This window comes from Brevibacterium sp., assembly GCF_031179145.1.
Taxonomy (GTDB): Bacteria; Actinomycetota; Actinomycetes; order Actinomycetales; family Brevibacteriaceae; genus Brevibacterium.
The window spans coordinates 117881-134384 of sequence record NZ_JAPSIB010000010.1 but is presented as its reverse complement, the minus strand read 5'-3'; the positions used below and the strand labels follow the sequence as shown (position 1 = coordinate 134384).

General features: G+C 64.1%; 16 protein-coding genes and 2 tRNA genes. 11 read left to right on the top strand and 7 right to left on the bottom strand.

Going from position 1 to position 16504, the window contains the following annotated elements:
* Nucleotides 1-274 precede the first annotated feature (274 nt).
* Nucleotides 275-2206 carry a recombinase family protein gene (locus RIT73_RS17235; protein ID WP_375294991.1) on the top strand — a complete coding sequence of 644 codons (1932 nt, stop codon included), beginning with the start codon at nucleotides 275-277 and terminating at the stop codon, nucleotides 2204-2206.
* Here RIT73_RS17235 and RIT73_RS09495 read toward each other — a convergent pair.
* Nucleotides 2163-2239, bottom strand: a tRNA-Val gene (locus RIT73_RS09495). The genes RIT73_RS17235 and RIT73_RS09495 overlap by 44 nt on opposite strands.
* A 134-nt stretch (nucleotides 2240-2373) precedes the next feature.
* Between RIT73_RS09495 and RIT73_RS09490 the strand changes: the two genes are divergently transcribed.
* Complete coding sequence (locus tag RIT73_RS09490; protein ID WP_309131823.1) at nucleotides 2374-3786, top strand: solute carrier family 23 protein; 1413 nt, start codon at nucleotides 2374-2376, stop codon at nucleotides 3784-3786.
* On the opposite strand, the gene RIT73_RS09485 is transcribed toward RIT73_RS09490, so the two are convergent.
* A complete protein-coding gene (locus tag RIT73_RS09485; protein ID WP_309131822.1) occupies nucleotides 3751-4230 on the bottom strand; it encodes a TetR family transcriptional regulator in 480 nt (159 codons plus the stop codon). The genes RIT73_RS09490 and RIT73_RS09485 overlap by 36 nt on opposite strands.
* 81 nt (nucleotides 4231-4311) lie before the next feature.
* On the opposite strand from RIT73_RS09485, the gene RIT73_RS09480 reads away from it, so the two are divergent.
* The 4 genes from RIT73_RS09480 to RIT73_RS09465 all read left to right on the top strand — a co-directional run bounded on the left by RIT73_RS09480 (nucleotide 4312) and on the right by RIT73_RS09465 (nucleotide 6512).
* Nucleotides 4312-4388: transfer RNA gene (locus RIT73_RS09480), tRNA-Pro, on the top strand.
* A 144-nt stretch (nucleotides 4389-4532) separates the two neighbouring features.
* Nucleotides 4533-5246 carry an OBAP family protein gene (locus RIT73_RS09475; protein WP_309131821.1) on the top strand — a complete coding sequence of 238 codons (714 nt, stop codon included), beginning with the start codon at nucleotides 4533-4535 and terminating at the stop codon, nucleotides 5244-5246.
* 42 nt (nucleotides 5247-5288) lie between these two features.
* A complete protein-coding gene (locus RIT73_RS09470) occupies nucleotides 5289-5951 on the top strand; it encodes a DUF2249 domain-containing protein (protein WP_309131820.1) in 663 nt (220 codons plus the stop codon).
* A gap of 9 nt (nucleotides 5952-5960) precedes the next feature.
* The gene (locus RIT73_RS09465) at nucleotides 5961-6512 is read left to right on the top strand and encodes an SRPBCC domain-containing protein (protein WP_309131819.1); all 552 of its coding nucleotides are present in this window, start codon (nucleotides 5961-5963) and stop codon (nucleotides 6510-6512) included.
* A 68-nt stretch (nucleotides 6513-6580) separates the two neighbouring features.
* Here RIT73_RS09465 and RIT73_RS09460 read toward each other — a convergent pair whose 3' ends face one another.
* Complete coding sequence (locus RIT73_RS09460) at nucleotides 6581-7012, bottom strand: DUF1801 domain-containing protein (protein WP_309131818.1); 432 nt, start codon at nucleotides 7010-7012, stop codon at nucleotides 6581-6583.
* An 89-nt stretch (nucleotides 7013-7101) separates the two neighbouring features.
* Nucleotides 7102-7584, bottom strand: coding sequence for an Lrp/AsnC family transcriptional regulator (locus RIT73_RS09455; protein WP_309131817.1), 483 nt, complete (start codon nucleotides 7582-7584; stop codon nucleotides 7102-7104).
* Nucleotides 7585-7693: 109 nt separating this feature from the next.
* Between RIT73_RS09455 and RIT73_RS09450 the strand changes: the two genes are divergently transcribed.
* Both RIT73_RS09450 and RIT73_RS09445 read left to right on the top strand, forming a co-directional pair.
* A complete protein-coding gene (locus RIT73_RS09450; RefSeq protein ID WP_309131816.1) occupies nucleotides 7694-8875 on the top strand; it encodes a PLP-dependent aspartate aminotransferase family protein in 1182 nt (393 codons plus the stop codon).
* 125 nt (nucleotides 8876-9000) lie between these two features.
* Nucleotides 9001-9747, top strand: coding sequence for a MerR family transcriptional regulator (locus RIT73_RS09445; RefSeq protein WP_309131815.1), 747 nt, complete (start codon nucleotides 9001-9003; stop codon nucleotides 9745-9747).
* Between the two features lie 74 nt (nucleotides 9748-9821).
* Here RIT73_RS09445 and RIT73_RS09440 read toward each other — a convergent pair whose 3' ends face one another.
* From RIT73_RS09440 to RIT73_RS09430, 3 genes are read right to left on the bottom strand one after another with little or no spacing between them, the layout of a single operon-like run.
* The gene (locus tag RIT73_RS09440; protein WP_309131814.1) at nucleotides 9822-10223 is read right to left on the bottom strand and encodes an HIT family protein; all 402 of its coding nucleotides are present in this window, start codon (nucleotides 10221-10223) and stop codon (nucleotides 9822-9824) included.
* Between the two features lie 3 nt (nucleotides 10224-10226).
* The gene (locus RIT73_RS09435; protein WP_309131832.1) at nucleotides 10227-10700 is read right to left on the bottom strand and encodes a redoxin domain-containing protein; all 474 of its coding nucleotides are present in this window, start codon (nucleotides 10698-10700) and stop codon (nucleotides 10227-10229) included.
* Nucleotides 10700-11143 carry a DUF3052 domain-containing protein gene (locus tag RIT73_RS09430; RefSeq protein WP_309131813.1) on the bottom strand — a complete coding sequence of 148 codons (444 nt, stop codon included), beginning with the start codon at nucleotides 11141-11143 and terminating at the stop codon, nucleotides 10700-10702. Before RIT73_RS09430 ends, RIT73_RS09435 begins: the two co-directional genes overlap by 1 nt.
* A gap of 283 nt (nucleotides 11144-11426) precedes the next feature.
* On the opposite strand from RIT73_RS09430, the gene aceE reads away from it, so the two are divergent.
* The 3 genes from aceE (at nucleotide 11427) to RIT73_RS09415 (ending at nucleotide 16486) form a co-directional block, all read left to right on the top strand.
* A complete protein-coding gene (gene aceE, locus RIT73_RS09425; RefSeq protein ID WP_309131812.1) occupies nucleotides 11427-14189 on the top strand; it encodes a pyruvate dehydrogenase (acetyl-transferring), homodimeric type in 2763 nt (920 codons plus the stop codon).
* 136 nt (nucleotides 14190-14325) lie between these two features.
* Nucleotides 14326-15525, top strand: a complete 1200-nt coding sequence (locus RIT73_RS09420; protein WP_309131811.1) for a helix-turn-helix domain-containing protein — start codon at nucleotides 14326-14328, stop codon at nucleotides 15523-15525.
* A gap of 55 nt (nucleotides 15526-15580) precedes the next feature.
* Nucleotides 15581-16486 (top strand): ACP S-malonyltransferase, encoded by a 906-nt coding sequence (locus RIT73_RS09415; protein ID WP_309131810.1) that lies wholly within the window; start codon nucleotides 15581-15583, stop codon nucleotides 16484-16486.
* Nucleotides 16487-16504: the final 18 nt, after the last annotated feature.

The following is a 16504-nucleotide window of genomic DNA, read 5'->3' as shown; positions in this document are numbered from 1 at the left end:
GGCCCACCTGGACCGGGCCTGGGCCCGGCACCCACAACGATTCCGGCACCGTCCCATCGCTGCCCGAGTCGAACCCACTGGCATCAATATCCCGAAAGTGTCTCAAACAAGTTGACAACTTCCGTGCCTGCCATGTGTTCACGAACCTCCGAGCTGCCTAAGCGTAGCCGAACGGAACACCCCACGCCCAGGGCGATCCAGACCAGCGCACCACGTGGTCCGGATCGCCCTGGGCACCTTTACCACTGAGCCGCTGAGAAAGGAGGAGTCTGCTATGACATTGAACCCAGATGACGAATCGACCCCCACGTCCGTCCCCGATACGACGCTCCAGCCTGTGAATAACCCAAGGTCAGAGGCACAGAACGGGCTGGACTCTTCAGGGCATTCAAGCGTCAATGGACACATGGATACCTCTGCCACCAGTCCGCTCACTGCCCCTCCCCCGGTCGCCATCGCCGATCCGCTGGCCGCGTTCACCCAGTCGTTCACTCTCAAACGCGCTGTCTCATACCTACGCGTCTCAACTCGGGAGCAAGCCCACCGTGGCGGTCGGGAGGAAGGCTTCTCTATCCCGGCTCAGCGCGAGGCCAACAAGCAGAAGGCTGGAGCCCTCGGCGCAAAGGTCGTCAAGGAATTCGTCGAACCCGGGGCTTCGGGAACTTCGCTAAATCGGCCCGGACTCAAAGAGATGCTGCGCTACCTTGAGCAGGAGCACGCGAGAATCGACTACATCATCGTGCACAAGCTCGACCGGCTCGCACGCAACCGCTTCGACGATGCCGACCTCGGTCGGAAGTTCGCCGAGTGGAACATCCGTCTCATCTCGACGAGCGAGAACATTGACCAGACACCAGGCGGCATCTTGCTTCACGGCATCATGTCCTCGATCGCGGAGTTCTACTCGAATAACCTCTCGAACGAGGTCAAGAAGGGCATGACCGAAAAGGTGCGCTCCGGCGGCACCCACGGGAGAGCTCCAATCGGCTATTTGAACACTCGCGAGATCATCAACGGACGGGAGAACCGCACTGTTGTCGTAGATGAGAAACGTGCACCGCTCGTCCGATGGGCGTTTGAGGAGTATGCAACTGGTAATTGGAGTGTCCGGAGACTCACTAACAGCTTGGTCTCGCGGGGACTGACGACTGTCCCTTCGCCGCAAAAGTCCGCAGAACCGATTGGCCGTCGCAGCGTAGAACTCATGCTCAAGAACCCCTATTACACAGGTATGGTGCGTTTTAAGGGGGCTCTATACCCCGGTAGCCATGAGGCGCTGGTCGACAGGAAGCTCTTCGAGACTGTGCAGGCCGTTCTCGCAGGGAAGGCCAACGGCGAACGCACTCGCACTCATGAACATCACCTCAAATCCACACTGTACTGCGGTCACTGTGACTCACGGATGATGATCACGAATGCCAAGTCATCCAGAGGCGAGATTTACCCCTACTATGTGTGCCTTGGAAGACATTCGAAACGGACCCCCTGCACATTGAAGTCGGTTCTCATTGACGCCGTCGAAGAGCAGATGTCCGGTCTATACAAACGGCTGGCTCTGGGCCATCAACTGAGGGGGCAAATGGAACGGCTGTTGCGCGAAGGTCTACGACTCTTGCGCAAGGACGACCGCGAAGCACGCGACCAACTCTGTGCTACACGAGATGAGATCGAGAGGAAACAGCGCAAGCTTCTCGAAGCGCACTACAACGATGCCATCAGTATCGACATGCTGCGCGAAGAACAAAAGTCACTCGGTGCCCAGCTGATCGCGGTACAACGCGATCTGGAGCGCTTCGAGGCAGACGACGCCGACTCGGAACGCGTGCTATCCCAGGCACTGGACTTTGCCGAGTACTGCTTCTCCATGTACACACAGGCTCCAGACCACATCAAGCGAATGTTCAATCAGGTATTTTTCGAGAAAGTACTCGTCATCCAGGATGGTCACGAACACAGAGTCGAGCCGGTATTCAATGCACCGTTCGATGTGATCTTTGATCCATTGTCGGCATCATTGGCAACGAAGGCATCATCGTCCACCAACGCGTCCTCGGCGAGCTCAGAGCAATCAGTAAAACAGCCCGTCGAAGCCGACGGGCTGTACTTGGACGTTCTTGATCAAGCGGCGCTTACTCAGGTCGAATGTTTGAGTAAGAGCGCCGTGGTGGGCCCAGAGGGACTCGAACCCCCGACCCTCTCGGTGTAAACGAGATGCTCTAGCCAACTGAGCTATAGGCCCGTGCCGGTGCCCCGAGGACTCGGGAATCACTGTGCCCGTCAAGTATGTCATATCCTCGATGGGGGCCCGGGCTCCACCACCTGCCTGTGGTGGAGATCACCGACTCGGGGCGAATGGAACGACAGGACGGACTCATGGACACACACTCTTCGGCACGATCAGGCCACCGCTCCACCAGGTGGAAACTGCACGGAGACGGGCGAACCGTGAGGCCAGGTGAGGTGGTGCAGCCTGATGAACGGCTGACGTGGCCGCGGACGATCGGCATCGGCGCCCAACACGTGGTGGCGATGTTCGGCGCCACCTTCCTGGTTCCGCTGCTGACCGGCTTCCCACCCTCGACAACCCTCTTCTTCACGGCCATCGGAACCCTGCTGTTCCTGCTCATCACCCGCGGAATGCTGCCGTCCTATCTGGGGTCCTCGTTCGGGCTGCTGGCTCCCATCGGAGCCGTCACCGGCTTCGCCGCCGGACCGGGCGAGACTCTCGACCCGACCGGGATGGCCCTGGCCCAAGGTGGAATCATCTCAGTGGGTGTGACTCTGGCTCTCGTGGGCCTCGTCGTCCATTTCGCGGGCACTCGCTGGATCGAAGTGACCATGCCCCCGGTGGTCACCGGGGCCATCGTCGCCCTCATCGGCTTCAACCTCGCTCCCGCAGCCTGGGGCTGGGTGCAGAAGGCACCGCTGACGGCAGCAATCACAGTCGCTGCGATTCTGCTCACCACGGTGCTGTTCAAGGGGCTCATCGGCCGGCTCTCCATCCTCATTGGGGTCCTCATCGGTTATGTCGCAGCCTGGCTGCAGGGCGAGGTCGACTTCTCCACAGTCCGTGAAGCCTCCTGGGTCGGCCTTCCCCAGTTCCACGCTCCCGCCTTCGACTTGGGATACCTGAGTCTGTTCGTTCCCGTCGTGCTGGTCCTGCTCGCCGAGAACATCGGGCATGTGAAGTCTGTGGCGGCGATGACCGGCCGAGATCTCGACCCGGTCACCGGCCGCGCACTGTTCGCCGACGGCCTCTCCACTGTCATCGCCGGCACCGGCGGAGGATCGGGCACAACCACGTACGCGGAGAACATCGGGGTGATGGCGGCGACCAGGATCTACTCGACCGCGGCCTATGTCGTCGCTGCCGTCATCGCTCTGGTGCTCAGCCTGCTGCCGAAGTTCGGGGAGATCATCGCGACGATCCCTCCCGGTGTCCTGGGTGGAGCAGCGACGGTGCTGTACGGGATGATCGGCATGCTCGGAGTGCGGATCTGGGTGGAGAACCGAGTGGACTTCTCCGACCCGATCAACCTCAATACTGCGGCTGTGGCGCTCATCGTCGCCATCGGCAATTACGCCTGGGCGCCCGGTGGGATGGTGTTCGAGGGGATCGCTTTGGGCTCGGCCGCAGCCATCGGAATCTACCAGGGGATGAAGCTCATTGCTCGGTGGCGAGGCACCGACGCTTCCGCTCGGTCAGGCGGTGATACTGACGAGACCCATGAAGAGACCCGGCTGGACGGTTCACGCCAGAAGAGCGTTGACGCCCAAGGCGAATGAGTCAGTATCATCGTTTCCGGTGATCTCGAACAGACCGCGATTCTGCTCGATCTGCACTGCGCCGAGCGTGAACGATACCAAGGCCGCCGATCGATCGGCCCCCAGCAGATCGGGATGCAGGGCGTCCGGCGTGGTCTGAGCCGCCTTGATCGAATAGCCGAGCAACACGATTTCGGCACCGTCCCGATAGGCGAGCATGACATCCCGCAGAGCCAGTACCGCCGCGCGCGCACCGGTGCCGGGCGGACACCGACGATTCACCTCCGCGATCATGCGTGTGGCCAACAGCACAAGCAGCTCCTGCTTGTTCTCCACGTGCCAGTACAACGCGGACGGTTGAACCTCGAGTTCTCGGGCCAGTCGGCGCATCGACAGGTCGCCCAGGCCGTAGCGCGACAGAATGTCGAGCGCTGTCTCGGTGATGCTCTCGGCCGTCAGGGCCACGCAGAAGTCCTTCCCTCAGATATCGGTGTCGAACCCGATTTTTATTTTTGGGTCCGCCCTAGATATAGTAGTTCCTGGTCACGGGATATGGCGCAGGTTGGTAGCGCGCCTCGTTCGGGACGAGGAGGTCGTGGGTTCAAATCCCGCTATCCCGACCAGGTGAAATGCCGCGACATCGATTGTTCGATGTCGCGGCATTTCTTCGTTCCGGCGCGATCGGTCATGACAAGGGGTCTTCCTGCTTGCCAGAACGCATGATAGGACTGACGCATACGCGGTCTTCCTGATGATTGGAGTGCATCATGGCCGGCAAGGAACGCAAGAGCCCGACCACACCCGCAGGCCAGGGCAAGGGCGCTTGGCTCGCAGCATTGGAACAGGGCGCGAACCTGCTCCAGAACGCAGCACCACTCAAAGATTTCGATGTCTATGTGGTGGGATTCCACCCCGCGAAGAACGACCCGCAGATGCAGATGGAGGCCCACCATTTCTGTCGCGTCGTCAACGACGATTTCATCCAGTGCGTCCTCTTCGACGGCAATACCCGCGACGCGAACCTCATCGGAATCGAGTACATCGTGTCCGAAGACCTGTTCAACACCCTTCCACCCGAGGAACATGCCTACTGGCATCCGCACAATTTCGAGATCCTCTCCGGCCAGCTCATCGCCCCGGGACTGCCCGCGGCGGCGGAGAAAGCCTTCATGAAACGTCTGCTCAACAGCTACGGAAAGACCTGGCACACGTGGCACACCGGGCGGCACGACGGAGACGCGGGACACCGGTTGCCCCTGGGCGACCCAATGCTCATGTGGTCCTTCAATCGTGACGGCGAGTGTGACAGTGCGTTGGAGAAGGACCGTGAGGCAGCCATGGATCTCGACACCGCCAAGACACGCGAGCAGAGACAGTCCTTCGTCGAGCAGGCGCATCCTCAGGAAGGCGTGAACGTGCTCAAGGACGCATTCGTCGGCACATCTCCTGTGCGCGGTGTCGTCGATATCGCCGATGCGTGAGTATCGCGCTCCGACGACCGGTCGGAGGATGGACGACTACTCATGACGTTACAGCACCACGATGACGAGCAGGTCATCGACGTCCGCACCGTTCCCCGACCGCAGCGCCACCCGCTCGTCTTCCGCGCTTTCGATGATCTAGCGGTGGGCGCCGGACTCATCCTCGTCAATGACCATGAGCCGACGAACCTCCGGCGGGAGATGGAAGAGGAATTCGCCGAGGCGCTCGGCTGGGAGCCGCTGAGCGACACGGCTGAGTTTCGGGTCCGGATCAGCAGACGGGCGTCAACGGCTGTGCCGCGCATCGTTGGTGAAACCGGCGGGTCCGACCATGCCCGTGCCGACAGCTCCCCCAATGCCGCCGTCAGCAGTTCACCCGGCACCGAGGTGACCTCGGGGTCCGTCTGGCAGCTGCGGCCGCAACGGAGGAGCCTCGACGCCAACGTCATCGCCCTCACGCCGGGTGACGAGATCCGCGAGCATGTCGGACCCGACCTCGATGTGCTCATCCATGTGCTCTCCGGCACCGGGACCTTGACCACCGAGCTCACCGAGATCAGACTGGAACCGGGTCAGATCGTGTGGCTGCCGCGCCGGTCCCATCGCCGGTTCGTCGCAGGAGACCAAGGCCTGCGCTACTTCTCCGTGCACCAGCGCAAACAGGGGTTGAGCATCTCCAGCTCTCCCCCATCTCGCGGACACTGAAGGATTCTCATGGCACCCACACCCACCGGAACCAGGGAACAGCGATCAGGAGAGGATATTCTGGTCCTCACCCGCCGGATCAGGGCAAGCGTCGCCGAGGTGTGGGCGACGATCACAGAATCCGACCGGTCCGCGTTGTGGATCGGCACCTGGACGGGAGAGCCGGCGAGCGGGACGGTGCAGTTCACGATGGGATTCGAGGGAGACGCTGCCGAGCCGGAGGTCTTCACGATCGACTCCTGCCGAACGCCCGTGCATCTGGCCGTCACCTCGGCGATGCCCTATGACGCGGAGGCCGACGAGGAGAACCCGACGGTCTGGCACGTGGCATTCGACCTCAGCGATGCCACGGACGGCGGCGACGTTGACGAGACGATCATGCGGTTCTCCCAGACGGTCCCCGATCCGAGTTGGGCGGAGAACATTGGGCCGGGCTGGGAGTACTACATGGACCGACTCGCGGCAGCAGCTGTCGGCGCCGACGCGCTGGCGATCGACTTCGACGACTACTATCCGGCGCAGAGCGTGTTCTACCAGGAGCTCTTCGCCGCTGACCGCTGAGCGAGATATCAGGGCGGTGAGCGACGAGCCGGGATGATGAGTGGCTCGTCAGGACTTCGAACGACGTGTCAGTCGGCCGAAGGATCGGGATCGTCCGGCCTCGCGAAGGCGATTGCGACCAGCCTGGCCAGCACCGCCTCGTCGATGTCTTCGAGCTTTCTGACATACACGCAGCCCGCCCCTTCGGTGAATGTTCCCAGTGAGGGCAGCAGTCGGGCCCCCTCGGGCTGGTCTTTGAGGCCGTAGAGGGACAGCTGCGCTTTCCGCGGGGAGAATCCGGTCTTCGGCCAGAACCCGCGAGTGCGCGGATTGGCCGGGGAAATAAACTGGTACTGCCCGTACCCGACCATCGACGGTCCCCACATGACCGGCTCGACGCCGGTCACAGCAGTGAAGATCGACTCGAGCTTGAGACCGTCGAGCCGTCGCTTCGCCGGGGTCACAGCATCCAGGAACTCGTGGACGTCAGCATCGGTCGGCAGGGTCTTCTGGGTGGCCATGGATCAATACTGCCACGACCTCGCGGTTCCCCAATCTCACCCCGCACCGAGTGCATTCTCGCCGTCCGATCCCCTCACCGGTCTCGGGCTCAGATCTGACCGAGTGTGCCGATCCAATCCGCACCGTCCTGCACGCGGTAGATGAGGTTGGTGCGGGTGTGGGCGACCGCAGGGTACCGGGTCAGGTAGTCGAGGACGAACGATTGGACCTCTTCCGTGTCGGCGGCGACGATGTGGAGGAGGTAATCGTCGGCACCGGCCATGTGATACATCCTCACGACTCCGGGAAACCGTGGGGCGGCTGCGGTGAAGGCGTCGATCTCCGCCCGATCGTGCTTCGCGAGGCGGATCGAGATCAGCGCCTGGAGGGGAATGCCCACCGCGGAAGTGTCGATGTCGACGCTGAAACCCCTGATCACCCCACTGGACTTGAGCCGCTTGAGGCGCAGGGACACCGTCGACTCGGAGACCCCCACGGCGGCGGCCAAAGCCGAGCCCGAGGCCCGGGCGTCCTCCCTCAGTGCCCGAAGCAGCTTCCGGTCGACGTCATCGAGTTCCACTTTCTGCGACATGAGTCACAGTGTCGCACAACGGATGCAAGAATCTCCCGATTCGACCGTCTATTTCGCAGGATCATGAGGTTTGCTTGCCCGGACTTGGAGGAAGCGCTTCCATGGAGGCATGACCGAACTGCATCCCGAAACTCTCATGGTCCACGGCGGACTGGACGGGCTCACCGCCGCGGGCGTCCACGTGCCGGCCATCGACCTCTCGACCACCAACCCGGTCACGGACATCGGCAGCGGAGGCGATTCCTACGAGTGGCTGGCCTCCGGCCATGCCCTCAAAGACGGTGATTCCGCCGTCTACCAACGGCTCTGGCAGCCGGGGGTGGCTCGCTTCGAGACAGCTCTGGCCGAGCTCGAATCCGCCGAGGAGGCGGTGGCCTTCGCCACCGGCATGGCCGCGCTGACCGCAGCGCTGCTGGCCGCCGTCCAGGCCGGGACTCCCCACATCGTGGCTGTCCGCCCGCTCTACGGCGGCAGCGATCACCTCCTCGATTCCGGGCTCCTGGGCACCACGGTCACGTGGACCACTGAGTCCGAGGTCGCCTCGGCGATCCAGGACGACACGGGTCTGGTCATCGTCGAGACTCCGGCCAATCCCAGCCTCGAACTCGTCGACATCGATGCGGTCGTCGCGGCGGCCGGCGAGGTGCCGGTGCTCGTCGACAACACATTCTGCACTCCGGTCCTGCAGAAGCCGATCAGGCACGGGGCAGTGCTCGTCCTCCACAGTGCGACGAAGTACCTCGGCGGGCACGGCGATGCCATGGGAGGGATCATCGCGACGAACTCTGCGTGGGCGATGCGCCTGCGTCAGGTCCGAGCGATCACCGGAGCCATACTCCACCCCCTGGGCGCCTACCTCCTCCACCGGGGCCTGCGCACCCTGGCGGTGCGGATGAACGCCGCGCAGGCGACGGCGGGTCAGCTGGCCCGGCGACTGAGCGTCCACCCGGCGATCGCCGCCGTTCACTATCCCGGTCTGCCCGGCCAGGACGAACGCAGCCTGCTGGGGCGGCAGATGTCGGGCGCCGGGGCGATGATCGCCGTCGAACTCGCCGGCGGATTCGGGGCCGCCCGGTCCTTCGTCGAGCACTGCCGCCTTGTCGTCCACGCTGTCTCCCTGGGCGGGGTCGACACCCTCATCCAGCACCCGGCGTCACTGACGCACCGTCCTGTCAGCGCCGCGGCCAAGCCCGGCGATGGGCTCGTGCGCATCTCCGTCGGCCTCGAGCATGTGGACGATCTCGCCACCGACCTCTTCGCCGCACTCGACGCCGTCCGTTCCGTCGCCTGAGCCGCTCCGTCGCGTGATGCACTGCGTCGTGTGAGTCCAGGCGTCGGCGACGCTGCGGATCTCGACGAACTCCTCCGCCCCTCATCATTGACATTGACGCGTCGTCAACTTCTAAGCTGACTGACATGGACTGGTCCATACAGGAAATAGCGCGGCTGACGGGAACGACGAGCCGAACTCTGCGTCACTACGACGCGATCGGACTTCTGCCCCCGACCCGCAAGGCCGGCAATGGGTACCGACACTATGACGAGGAGAGTCTGGTGCGTCTGCAGCGCGTCCTTCTGCTCAGAGAGCTCGGACTGCCGTTGCCCCGGATCGCCGAGGTGCTCGACTCCGCCGATGATCCGACCAGTGCCCTGCGGGAACATGTGCGCGAGCTCGAACGCGAGCGAGCACGCATCGAGCGGCAGATCGGTGCCGTCACCGCGACGATCGCGCGATTGGAAGCAGGTGAGTCTCTTATGGCAGAGGAGATGTTCGATGGTTTCGACCATCGTCAGCACGAAGAAGAAGTGACCGAGCGCTGGGGCCGCGACGCCTATGAGCGCTCGACGAAATGGTGGGAGTCGATGTCGCCGCAGGAGCAGTCGGCCTGGAAGGCCGAGGTCGCCGAACTCAGCAGCGATTGGAGGGCGGCCGCCGAGGAGGGTGCAGGCCCCGATTCACACCGGAGTCAGGAACTGGCACGGCGCCACGTCGAGTGGCTGCGGTCCGTGCCCGGGACACCCAGGGGTGGAGGCTTCGACGGCTATGTGCGCGGGCTTGCCGACATGTACGTCGACGATCCCCGGTTCGCGGCCAACTACGGCGGGACCCAGGGCGCACAGCTCGTCCGTGATGCCCTCAACCACTGGCTCGACGCGCAGTGACCACCGTCCGGTGATCCACCGCGAACAGTGATCAGCGCGCACGGTGATCAGCGCGCTAGATCAGCGCGCCGCGATCACTGCTGGTCCAGGGCCTGCCGAAGTTTGTCGGCGGGCCCTGCCAGTTCCTCTCCACTGAGCATCGGTGAGCGGTCGCTGAGATCGAAGTCGGCGATGGAGTTCGTCGGCCAGACGTGGATGTGCAGATGCGGGACCTCGTAGCCCTGGATGAGGACGCCGATGCGGTCGCAGTCGAACGCGACCTTCTGGGCTCTGCCGATCCGCCTGGCCACGGCCATCAGATGGTCGAGCAGATCCTGATCCGCGTCGATCCAATGGGAGATCTCCTCGCGGGGTACGACCATCGTGTGCCCCTCGGTCAGCGGGGACACGTCGAGGAAGGCGACGCAGCGGTCGTCCTCGTAGACGAAGGTGCCCGGAATCTCGCCGTTGATGATCTTGGTGAACAGAGTCGGCATGGTCTAACCCTCCTGGAATGCACTCATCGCCGAGGCGATGTCGAGTTGGAAGTCGCGGGCGGCAGACCGCGCGACTTGGCGACTGCTCACGATCGTACCCGTCCGGGAGATGACGAACACCGCGCGTTCGGCCACTCCGTGCTTCTCGTCGAGGACTCCGTACGCCTCGGCGACCTGACCGTGGGGCCAGAAGTCCGAACCCAGGGAGAAGGTCACTCCCGCGTCCCGGGACCACGCCGCCAATGTGTATTTGGAGTCGGCTGCGATGCCGATGACCTCGATCGGGCGGGAGGCGGCCCGGAGCTCCTCATGCAGTTCCTGCAGGGCACGGATCTCGTCGCCGCAGACAGGAGAGAAGGCGAAGGGGAAGAACGTCACAACCGCGACCGAACGTTGCCGTACCTCGGCGAGGTCGAGAACGCTCCCGAACTGATCGGGCACCTGGAAATCAGGCGCCCGATCACCGGGAGCGAGCATCACGAATAGTTCTTCTTGCCGACGAGACGGAAGCCGGCCCAGTCCTCAGCGGCGCTGGTGGTCGACGTCACATGCATCCCCGCTGTCGGGGCGGCCTCCGAGATCTCTGCGGGGCTGATGTGGCCGGGTCGATTGGCTTTGGGGGTCAGAAGCCACACGACTCCCCCTTCTTTCAGCGTGACCTGGGCGTCCACCAGGCCGTCGATGAGATCATCGTCGTCCGAGCGCCACCACATGAGGATGACGTCGAACACGTCGTCGACATCCCCGTCCGCTAATTTCTCACCTGTTATCTTCTCGATCGCCTGACACAGATCAAGATCGACGTCATCGTCGTAGCCGATTTCTTGCACATAGTCTCCCGGTTTCAGGCCAAGGTTCTGACCGAGTTCACCCGGGAGAGTCGACGTGGAAGATGTCCTTTCCGAAGCGGAGTTGCTCATGCCCTCATTGTTCCGTCAACAGCACCCAAGGCGCAAATGCCCGCGCGCCCAATCAGCAACATTCGTCAGCAATCGACAGCGAAGTACACGAACCGGTCGCCGGGTCCCGTGCCGGTCTGACAGATCACGTCGAACCGGGTCAGCCAACCTCAGCGAGACAGGACTAAGGTGATGAATGCATCGGGTGGACCCTGCGCTCAATCAACGTTTGAACCGTATTCCACTTGGTTGAATGATCTTCGAACCTCGGGAAGATCGTGACAGCGACAGAGAGGAACACATCGTGGACAATCGCAATCAGGGCGGACCGATCCTCAACGGCCTGCCCAGCCAGGTTCCCGACATCGATCCGGAGGAGACCGAGGAGTGGTTGGACTCCCTGGACGCGCTCATCGACGAAGGCGGCCGGTCCCGTGCCCGCTATGTCATGCTCCGCATGCTCGAGAGGTCCAGGCAGAAGCAGATCGGCGTTCCCAGCCTCACCGCCACTGATTACGTCAACACGATCGGCCCCGAGGACGAACCCTGGTTCCCCGGCGACGAGGAGGTCGAGCGTCGGTACCGGAGCTGGAACCGGTGGAACGCCGCGATGATCGTCCACCGCGCGCAGCGTCCGGGCATCGAGGTCGGCGGACACATCTCGACCTACGCGTCCTCGGCCACCCTCTACGAAGTCGGGCTCAACCACTTCTTCCGCGGCAAGGATCATCCCGGTGGCGGAGACCACATCTTCTACCAGGGTCACGCCTCACCGGGCATGTACGCACGCGCCTTCCTCGAAGGCCGGATGAGCGCCGATGAGCTCGACGGGTTCCGGCAGCAGCAGTCGCACTTCATCGACGGCAAACCGGGAGGGCTCCCCTCCTATCCGCATCCGAAGCAGCTCGAGCACTTCTGGGAGCATCCGACGGTGTCGATGGGGATCGGCCCGATGAATGCGATCGCCCAGGCGCAGTTCGACAAATACCTGCACAACCGCGGCATCAAGGACACCTCAGGGCAGCAGACCTGGGCGTTCCTCGGCGACGGCGAGCTCGACGAGCCCGAGAGCCGCGGCATGCTGCAAGTCGCGGCCTACGAGGAGCTCGACAACCTCAACTTCGTCATCAACTGCAACCTGCAGCGCCTCGACGGCCCTGTCCGCGGCAACGGCAAGATCATCCAGGAGCTCGAAGCCTTCTTCCGCGGAGCCGGATGGAACGTCATCAAGGTCATCTGGGGCCGTGAGTGGGACGAACTGCTGGCAAAGGATCGCGATGGCGCCCTCGTCAACATCATGAACGAGACCCCGGACGGGGACTATCAGACCTACAAGGGAGAGTCCGGGGGCTTCATCCGCGACAACTTCTTCGGCCGCGATCCCCGGACGAAGGCGATGGTCGAGGGCTACACCGATGAGCGGATCTGGAGGCTCAAGCGCGGCGGCCACGACTACCGCAAGGTCTACGCGGCCTACAAGGCGGCCTTCGAGCACACCGGGCAGCCGACCGTGATCCTCGTCAAGACGGTCAAGGGCTATTCGCTCGGACCGCACTTCGAGGCTCGCAACGCCACGCACCAGATGAAGAAGATGACCATCGACGACCTCAAGCTGGCCCGCGATCACTTCCAGATCCCGATCTCCGACAAGCAGCTCGAGGAGAACCCGACGTTGCCGCCCTACTACCACCCGGGCCCCGACGCCCCGGAGATCAAGTATCTGCAGGAGCGCCGCGCCGGCCTCGGCGGATACTCCCCCGAACGTCGCAGCACCCACGTCGACCTCAAGCTGCCCGGTGACAAGGCCTACGAGGTCGGCAAGCGCGGATCGGGCAAGCAGGAGATCGCGACGACGATGGGATTCGTCCGGATCCTCAAGGACCTCATGCGCGACAAGGAGTTCGGCAAGCGGATCGTGCCGATCATCCCTGACGAGGCCCGCACTTTCGGCATGGACTCCTTCTTCCCGACGGCGAAGATCTACAACCCGCATGGCCAGAACTACGTCTCGGTCGACCGTGATCTGTTCCTCGCCTACAAGGAAGCCACGGACGGGCAACTGCTCCACGTGGGCATCAACGAGGCCGGTGCCACCGCTGCGCTGACCGCCGCCGGCACGTCCTACGCCACCCATGGTGAGCCGATGATCCCCTTCTACATCTTCTATTCGATGTTCGGATTCCAGCGCACCGGCGACTTCTTCTGGGCCGCAGGCGATCAGATGGCCAGGGGCTTCGTCCTCGGGGCGACGGCCGGCCGGACCACTCTCGTGGCCGAGGGCCTGCAGCACGGCGATGGGCACTCCCATCTCCTCGCCTCCACCTATCCCTCGGTGATCTCCTACGATCCCGCGTACGGCTACGAGATCGCCCACATCCTCCGCGACGGCCTCCACCGGATGTACGATCCCTCGGATGAGCGTGACCCGAATGTGCTCTACTACCTGACGCTATACAACGAGCCGATGGTCCAGCCACCCGAACCCGAGGATCTCGACGTCGAGGGCGTGCTGCGCGGCATGTATCTGCTGGCCAAGGGACCGGACAACGGCGGCCCGAAGGTCCAGCTGCTGGCGTCCGGCGTCGGTGTGTCGTGGACCCTCCAGGCGCAGCGGATGCTCGACGAGCACTGGGGCGTGTCCGCCGACGTGTGGTCGGTGACCTCGTGGACCGAGCTGCGCCGGGAGGCGCTGCTCTGCGACGACGAGCGGCTGACGAATCCCGAGCGCGAACAGCGGGTGCCGTTCGTCACCGCGAAGATGGCCGAGGCCGAGGGCCCGGTCATCGCGACCTCGGACTACATGCGCGCGGTCCCCGACCAGATCCGTCAGTACGTGCCCAACCACTTCACGTCGCTGGGCACCGACGGCTACGCGATCTCCGACACGCGCCCGGCGGCTCGCCGCTACTACCTCGTCGATGCGGCCTCCGTCGTCACCCAGGCCCTGATCTCCCTGGCTGACCTCGGTGTCCTCCCGATCGACAAGGCCGCCGAGGCGGCGCAGAAGTATCAGCTCGACGACGTTCGCGCCGGCGACTCCGGATCGACCGAAGGCGCCAGCGCCTGAGTCGAAATCCCCCTCAAGCGGTGGCCGGAGCCACGCAGGCTCCGGCCATCACTCATCTGGCGACAGTTGTGCATTTCACTCCCGTTTTGTGAGTCGCACACAACGCGGTTGTCCCCAATCCTTTAAGGTTGTCCTCATGACAACTGACGCCGAGACCCTCCGGCGCCGCGCAGAGACGGGACGACGGCTGCGGGCGGGAGTGGGAGTCCTTTCCACAGTGACGCTGCAGAGACTCGAATCCCGGCTCCCCTGGTACCGCAGCATGTCCCCCTCGGACCGCTCCTGGGTGAGCCTGCTGGCCCAATCCGGTATCTCCTCCTTCATCGACTGGTACCGCCGCCCCGATACCGATCTGCGGGTGGTCTCCGAGATCTTCAAATCCGCGCCGCGCGACCTCATCCGCTCAGTCAGCCTGCAGCAGACGCTGCAGCTGCTCAAAGTCGTCGTCGAGGTCGTCGAGGAACGAGTTCCCGACATCGCGCGGTCCGCCGAGCAGCCGGCGCTGCGCGAAGCGGTGCTCGTCTACTCCCGGGAGATCGCCTTCGCCGCTGCCGACGTCTACGCCCGGGCCGCCGAGGCGCGTGGCAGCTGGGACGCCCGTCTCGAGGCGATGGTCATCGACTCCCTCGTGCGTGGGGACTCCGTCGACGAGCTGGCCAGCCGCACCGCCGCCTTCGGGTGGCAGTCGGAGGGACCGGTGACGGTCCTGGTCGGCCGGGCCCCGCAGCGCTCGGCGAAGCGCGGCGTCGACGAGATCCGCCGTCGTGCCCGCAAGTGGGCCGAGGACGCACTCGTCGGCATCCACGAGAACCGCCTGCTCATCGTGCTCGGCGGCGTCACCGACCTCGACCCTGCCGTCGAGGAGCTCTCGGAGTGCTTCGGACCCTCAGAGGTCATCGTCGGCCCCAGCGTGTCGAGCCTGGCCGAAGCGGCCACCTCGGCGAAGGCGGCGATCATGGCGCTCAAGGCGGCGACCGCGCGGCCGGATTCCCCCCGCCCGGTCAGAGCCGAGGAGCTCCTGCCCGAACGGGCCCTGTCCGGGGACGCCACAGCCCTGCGGGAGCTGATCCGCCGCTACTATGAGCCGCTGACCTCGGGCACGGGGCAGCTGTTGAGAACGGTCAGCGCCTACGTCGAGTACGGCTCCTCTTTGGAAGCCACGGCCAAGGCCCTGTCCGTCCATCCCAACACCGTCCGCTACCGGCTGCGGAAGATCACCGAGGTGATCTCACTCGATCCCACCGCCTCCCGCGATGCGTTCGTCATCCACATCGCGTTGGTGTACGGACGACTGTCAGATGCCGGGCTGTTGTCGCAATCCGACAAATCCGGCTGAACTCAGACCACCATCCACTAGATTGATCACGACGCCGAACGAAAAGAGAACTTGAGTGCTAGTCATCACATGCCCGGGCCAGGGAGCCCAGAAGTCGGGATTCCTCACATCCTTCCTCGAGCTTGAGACCTTCTCCGCACAGATCGACGAACTCGCCACCGCCTCCGGAATCGACCTGCGCATGCATGGGACCGAATCCGATGACGAGACCATCAAGGACACGGCACTCGCCCAGCCGCTGCTGGTCGCCTCGGCGATCGCCTGCGCCCGCGAACTGGGCGTGACCCCGGCGTACGTCGCCGGGCATTCGGTCGGGGAGATCGCGGCAGCGCAGATCGCGGGAATCCTCACCCCCGCCGAGGCGATGCGCTTCGTCGCCGTGCGGGGAACGGGGATGGCCGCGGCTGCGGCCCAGACCCCGACCGGCATGTCGGCCGTCGTCGGCGGGGAGCCCGACGACGTGCTCTCCGCGATCGAGGCCGCCGGCGCCGCCCCCGCCAACGTCAACGGCGGCGGCCAGACCGTGGCCGCCGGTTCCATGGAGTCCCTGACGAAGCTCGCCGAGAACCCTCCCGAGCGTGCGCGGGTCATCCCCCTGTCCGTGGCCGGAGCCTTCCACACCGAGTACATGCGTCCGGCGACGAACGAACTCGTCGAGGCGGCCCGCACCCTCGACGTCAGCGACCCCACGGTCCCGATCCTCACCAACTCGGACGGCTCCGTCGTCGACTCCGGTGAGAAGTACGTCGAACTCCTCGTCAAGCAGGTCACCAGCCCGGTCCGCTGGGACCTGTGCCAGGAGACCCTGCTGGGTGCCGGCGTCACCGGCGTCATCGAACTGGTCCCCGGCGGCACTCTGACCGGGATCGCCCGACGCGCCATGAAGGGCGTGGAGACATTCGCCATCAAGTCCGCCGCCGATCTCGACGGTGCGCGTGAGTTCGCCTCGGCCCACGCCTGAACCTCGAAGGGAACACTC

Excerpts from the sequence above, each read along its gene's own strand:
- RIT73_RS17235 (WP_375294991.1), top strand. The coding sequence starts at position 275 with ATGACATTGAACCCAGATGACGAATCGACCCCCACGTCCGTCCCCGAT.
- RIT73_RS09490 (WP_309131823.1), top strand. The coding sequence starts at position 2,374 with ATGGACACACACTCTTCGGCACGATCAGGCCACCGCTCCACCAGGTGG.
- RIT73_RS09475 (WP_309131821.1), top strand. The coding sequence starts at position 4,533 with ATGGCCGGCAAGGAACGCAAGAGCCCGACCACACCCGCAGGCCAGGGC.
- RIT73_RS09470 (WP_309131820.1), top strand. The coding sequence starts at position 5,289 with ATGACGTTACAGCACCACGATGACGAGCAGGTCATCGACGTCCGCACC.
- RIT73_RS09465 (WP_309131819.1), top strand. The coding sequence starts at position 5,961 with ATGGCACCCACACCCACCGGAACCAGGGAACAGCGATCAGGAGAGGAT.
- RIT73_RS09460 (WP_309131818.1), bottom strand. The coding sequence starts at position 7,012 with ATGGCCACCCAGAAGACCCTGCCGACCGATGCTGACGTCCACGAGTTC.
- RIT73_RS09455 (WP_309131817.1), bottom strand. The coding sequence starts at position 7,584 with ATGTCGCAGAAAGTGGAACTCGATGACGTCGACCGGAAGCTGCTTCGG.
- RIT73_RS09450 (WP_309131816.1), top strand. The coding sequence starts at position 7,694 with ATGACCGAACTGCATCCCGAAACTCTCATGGTCCACGGCGGACTGGAC.
- RIT73_RS09445 (WP_309131815.1), top strand. The coding sequence starts at position 9,001 with ATGGACTGGTCCATACAGGAAATAGCGCGGCTGACGGGAACGACGAGC.
- RIT73_RS09440 (WP_309131814.1), bottom strand. The coding sequence starts at position 10,223 with ATGCCGACTCTGTTCACCAAGATCATCAACGGCGAGATTCCGGGCACC.
- RIT73_RS09435 (WP_309131832.1), bottom strand. The coding sequence starts at position 10,700 with ATGCTCGCTCCCGGTGATCGGGCGCCTGATTTCCAGGTGCCCGATCAG.
- RIT73_RS09430 (WP_309131813.1), bottom strand. The coding sequence starts at position 11,143 with ATGAGCAACTCCGCTTCGGAAAGGACATCTTCCACGTCGACTCTCCCG.
- RIT73_RS09420 (WP_309131811.1), top strand. The coding sequence starts at position 14,326 with ATGACAACTGACGCCGAGACCCTCCGGCGCCGCGCAGAGACGGGACGA.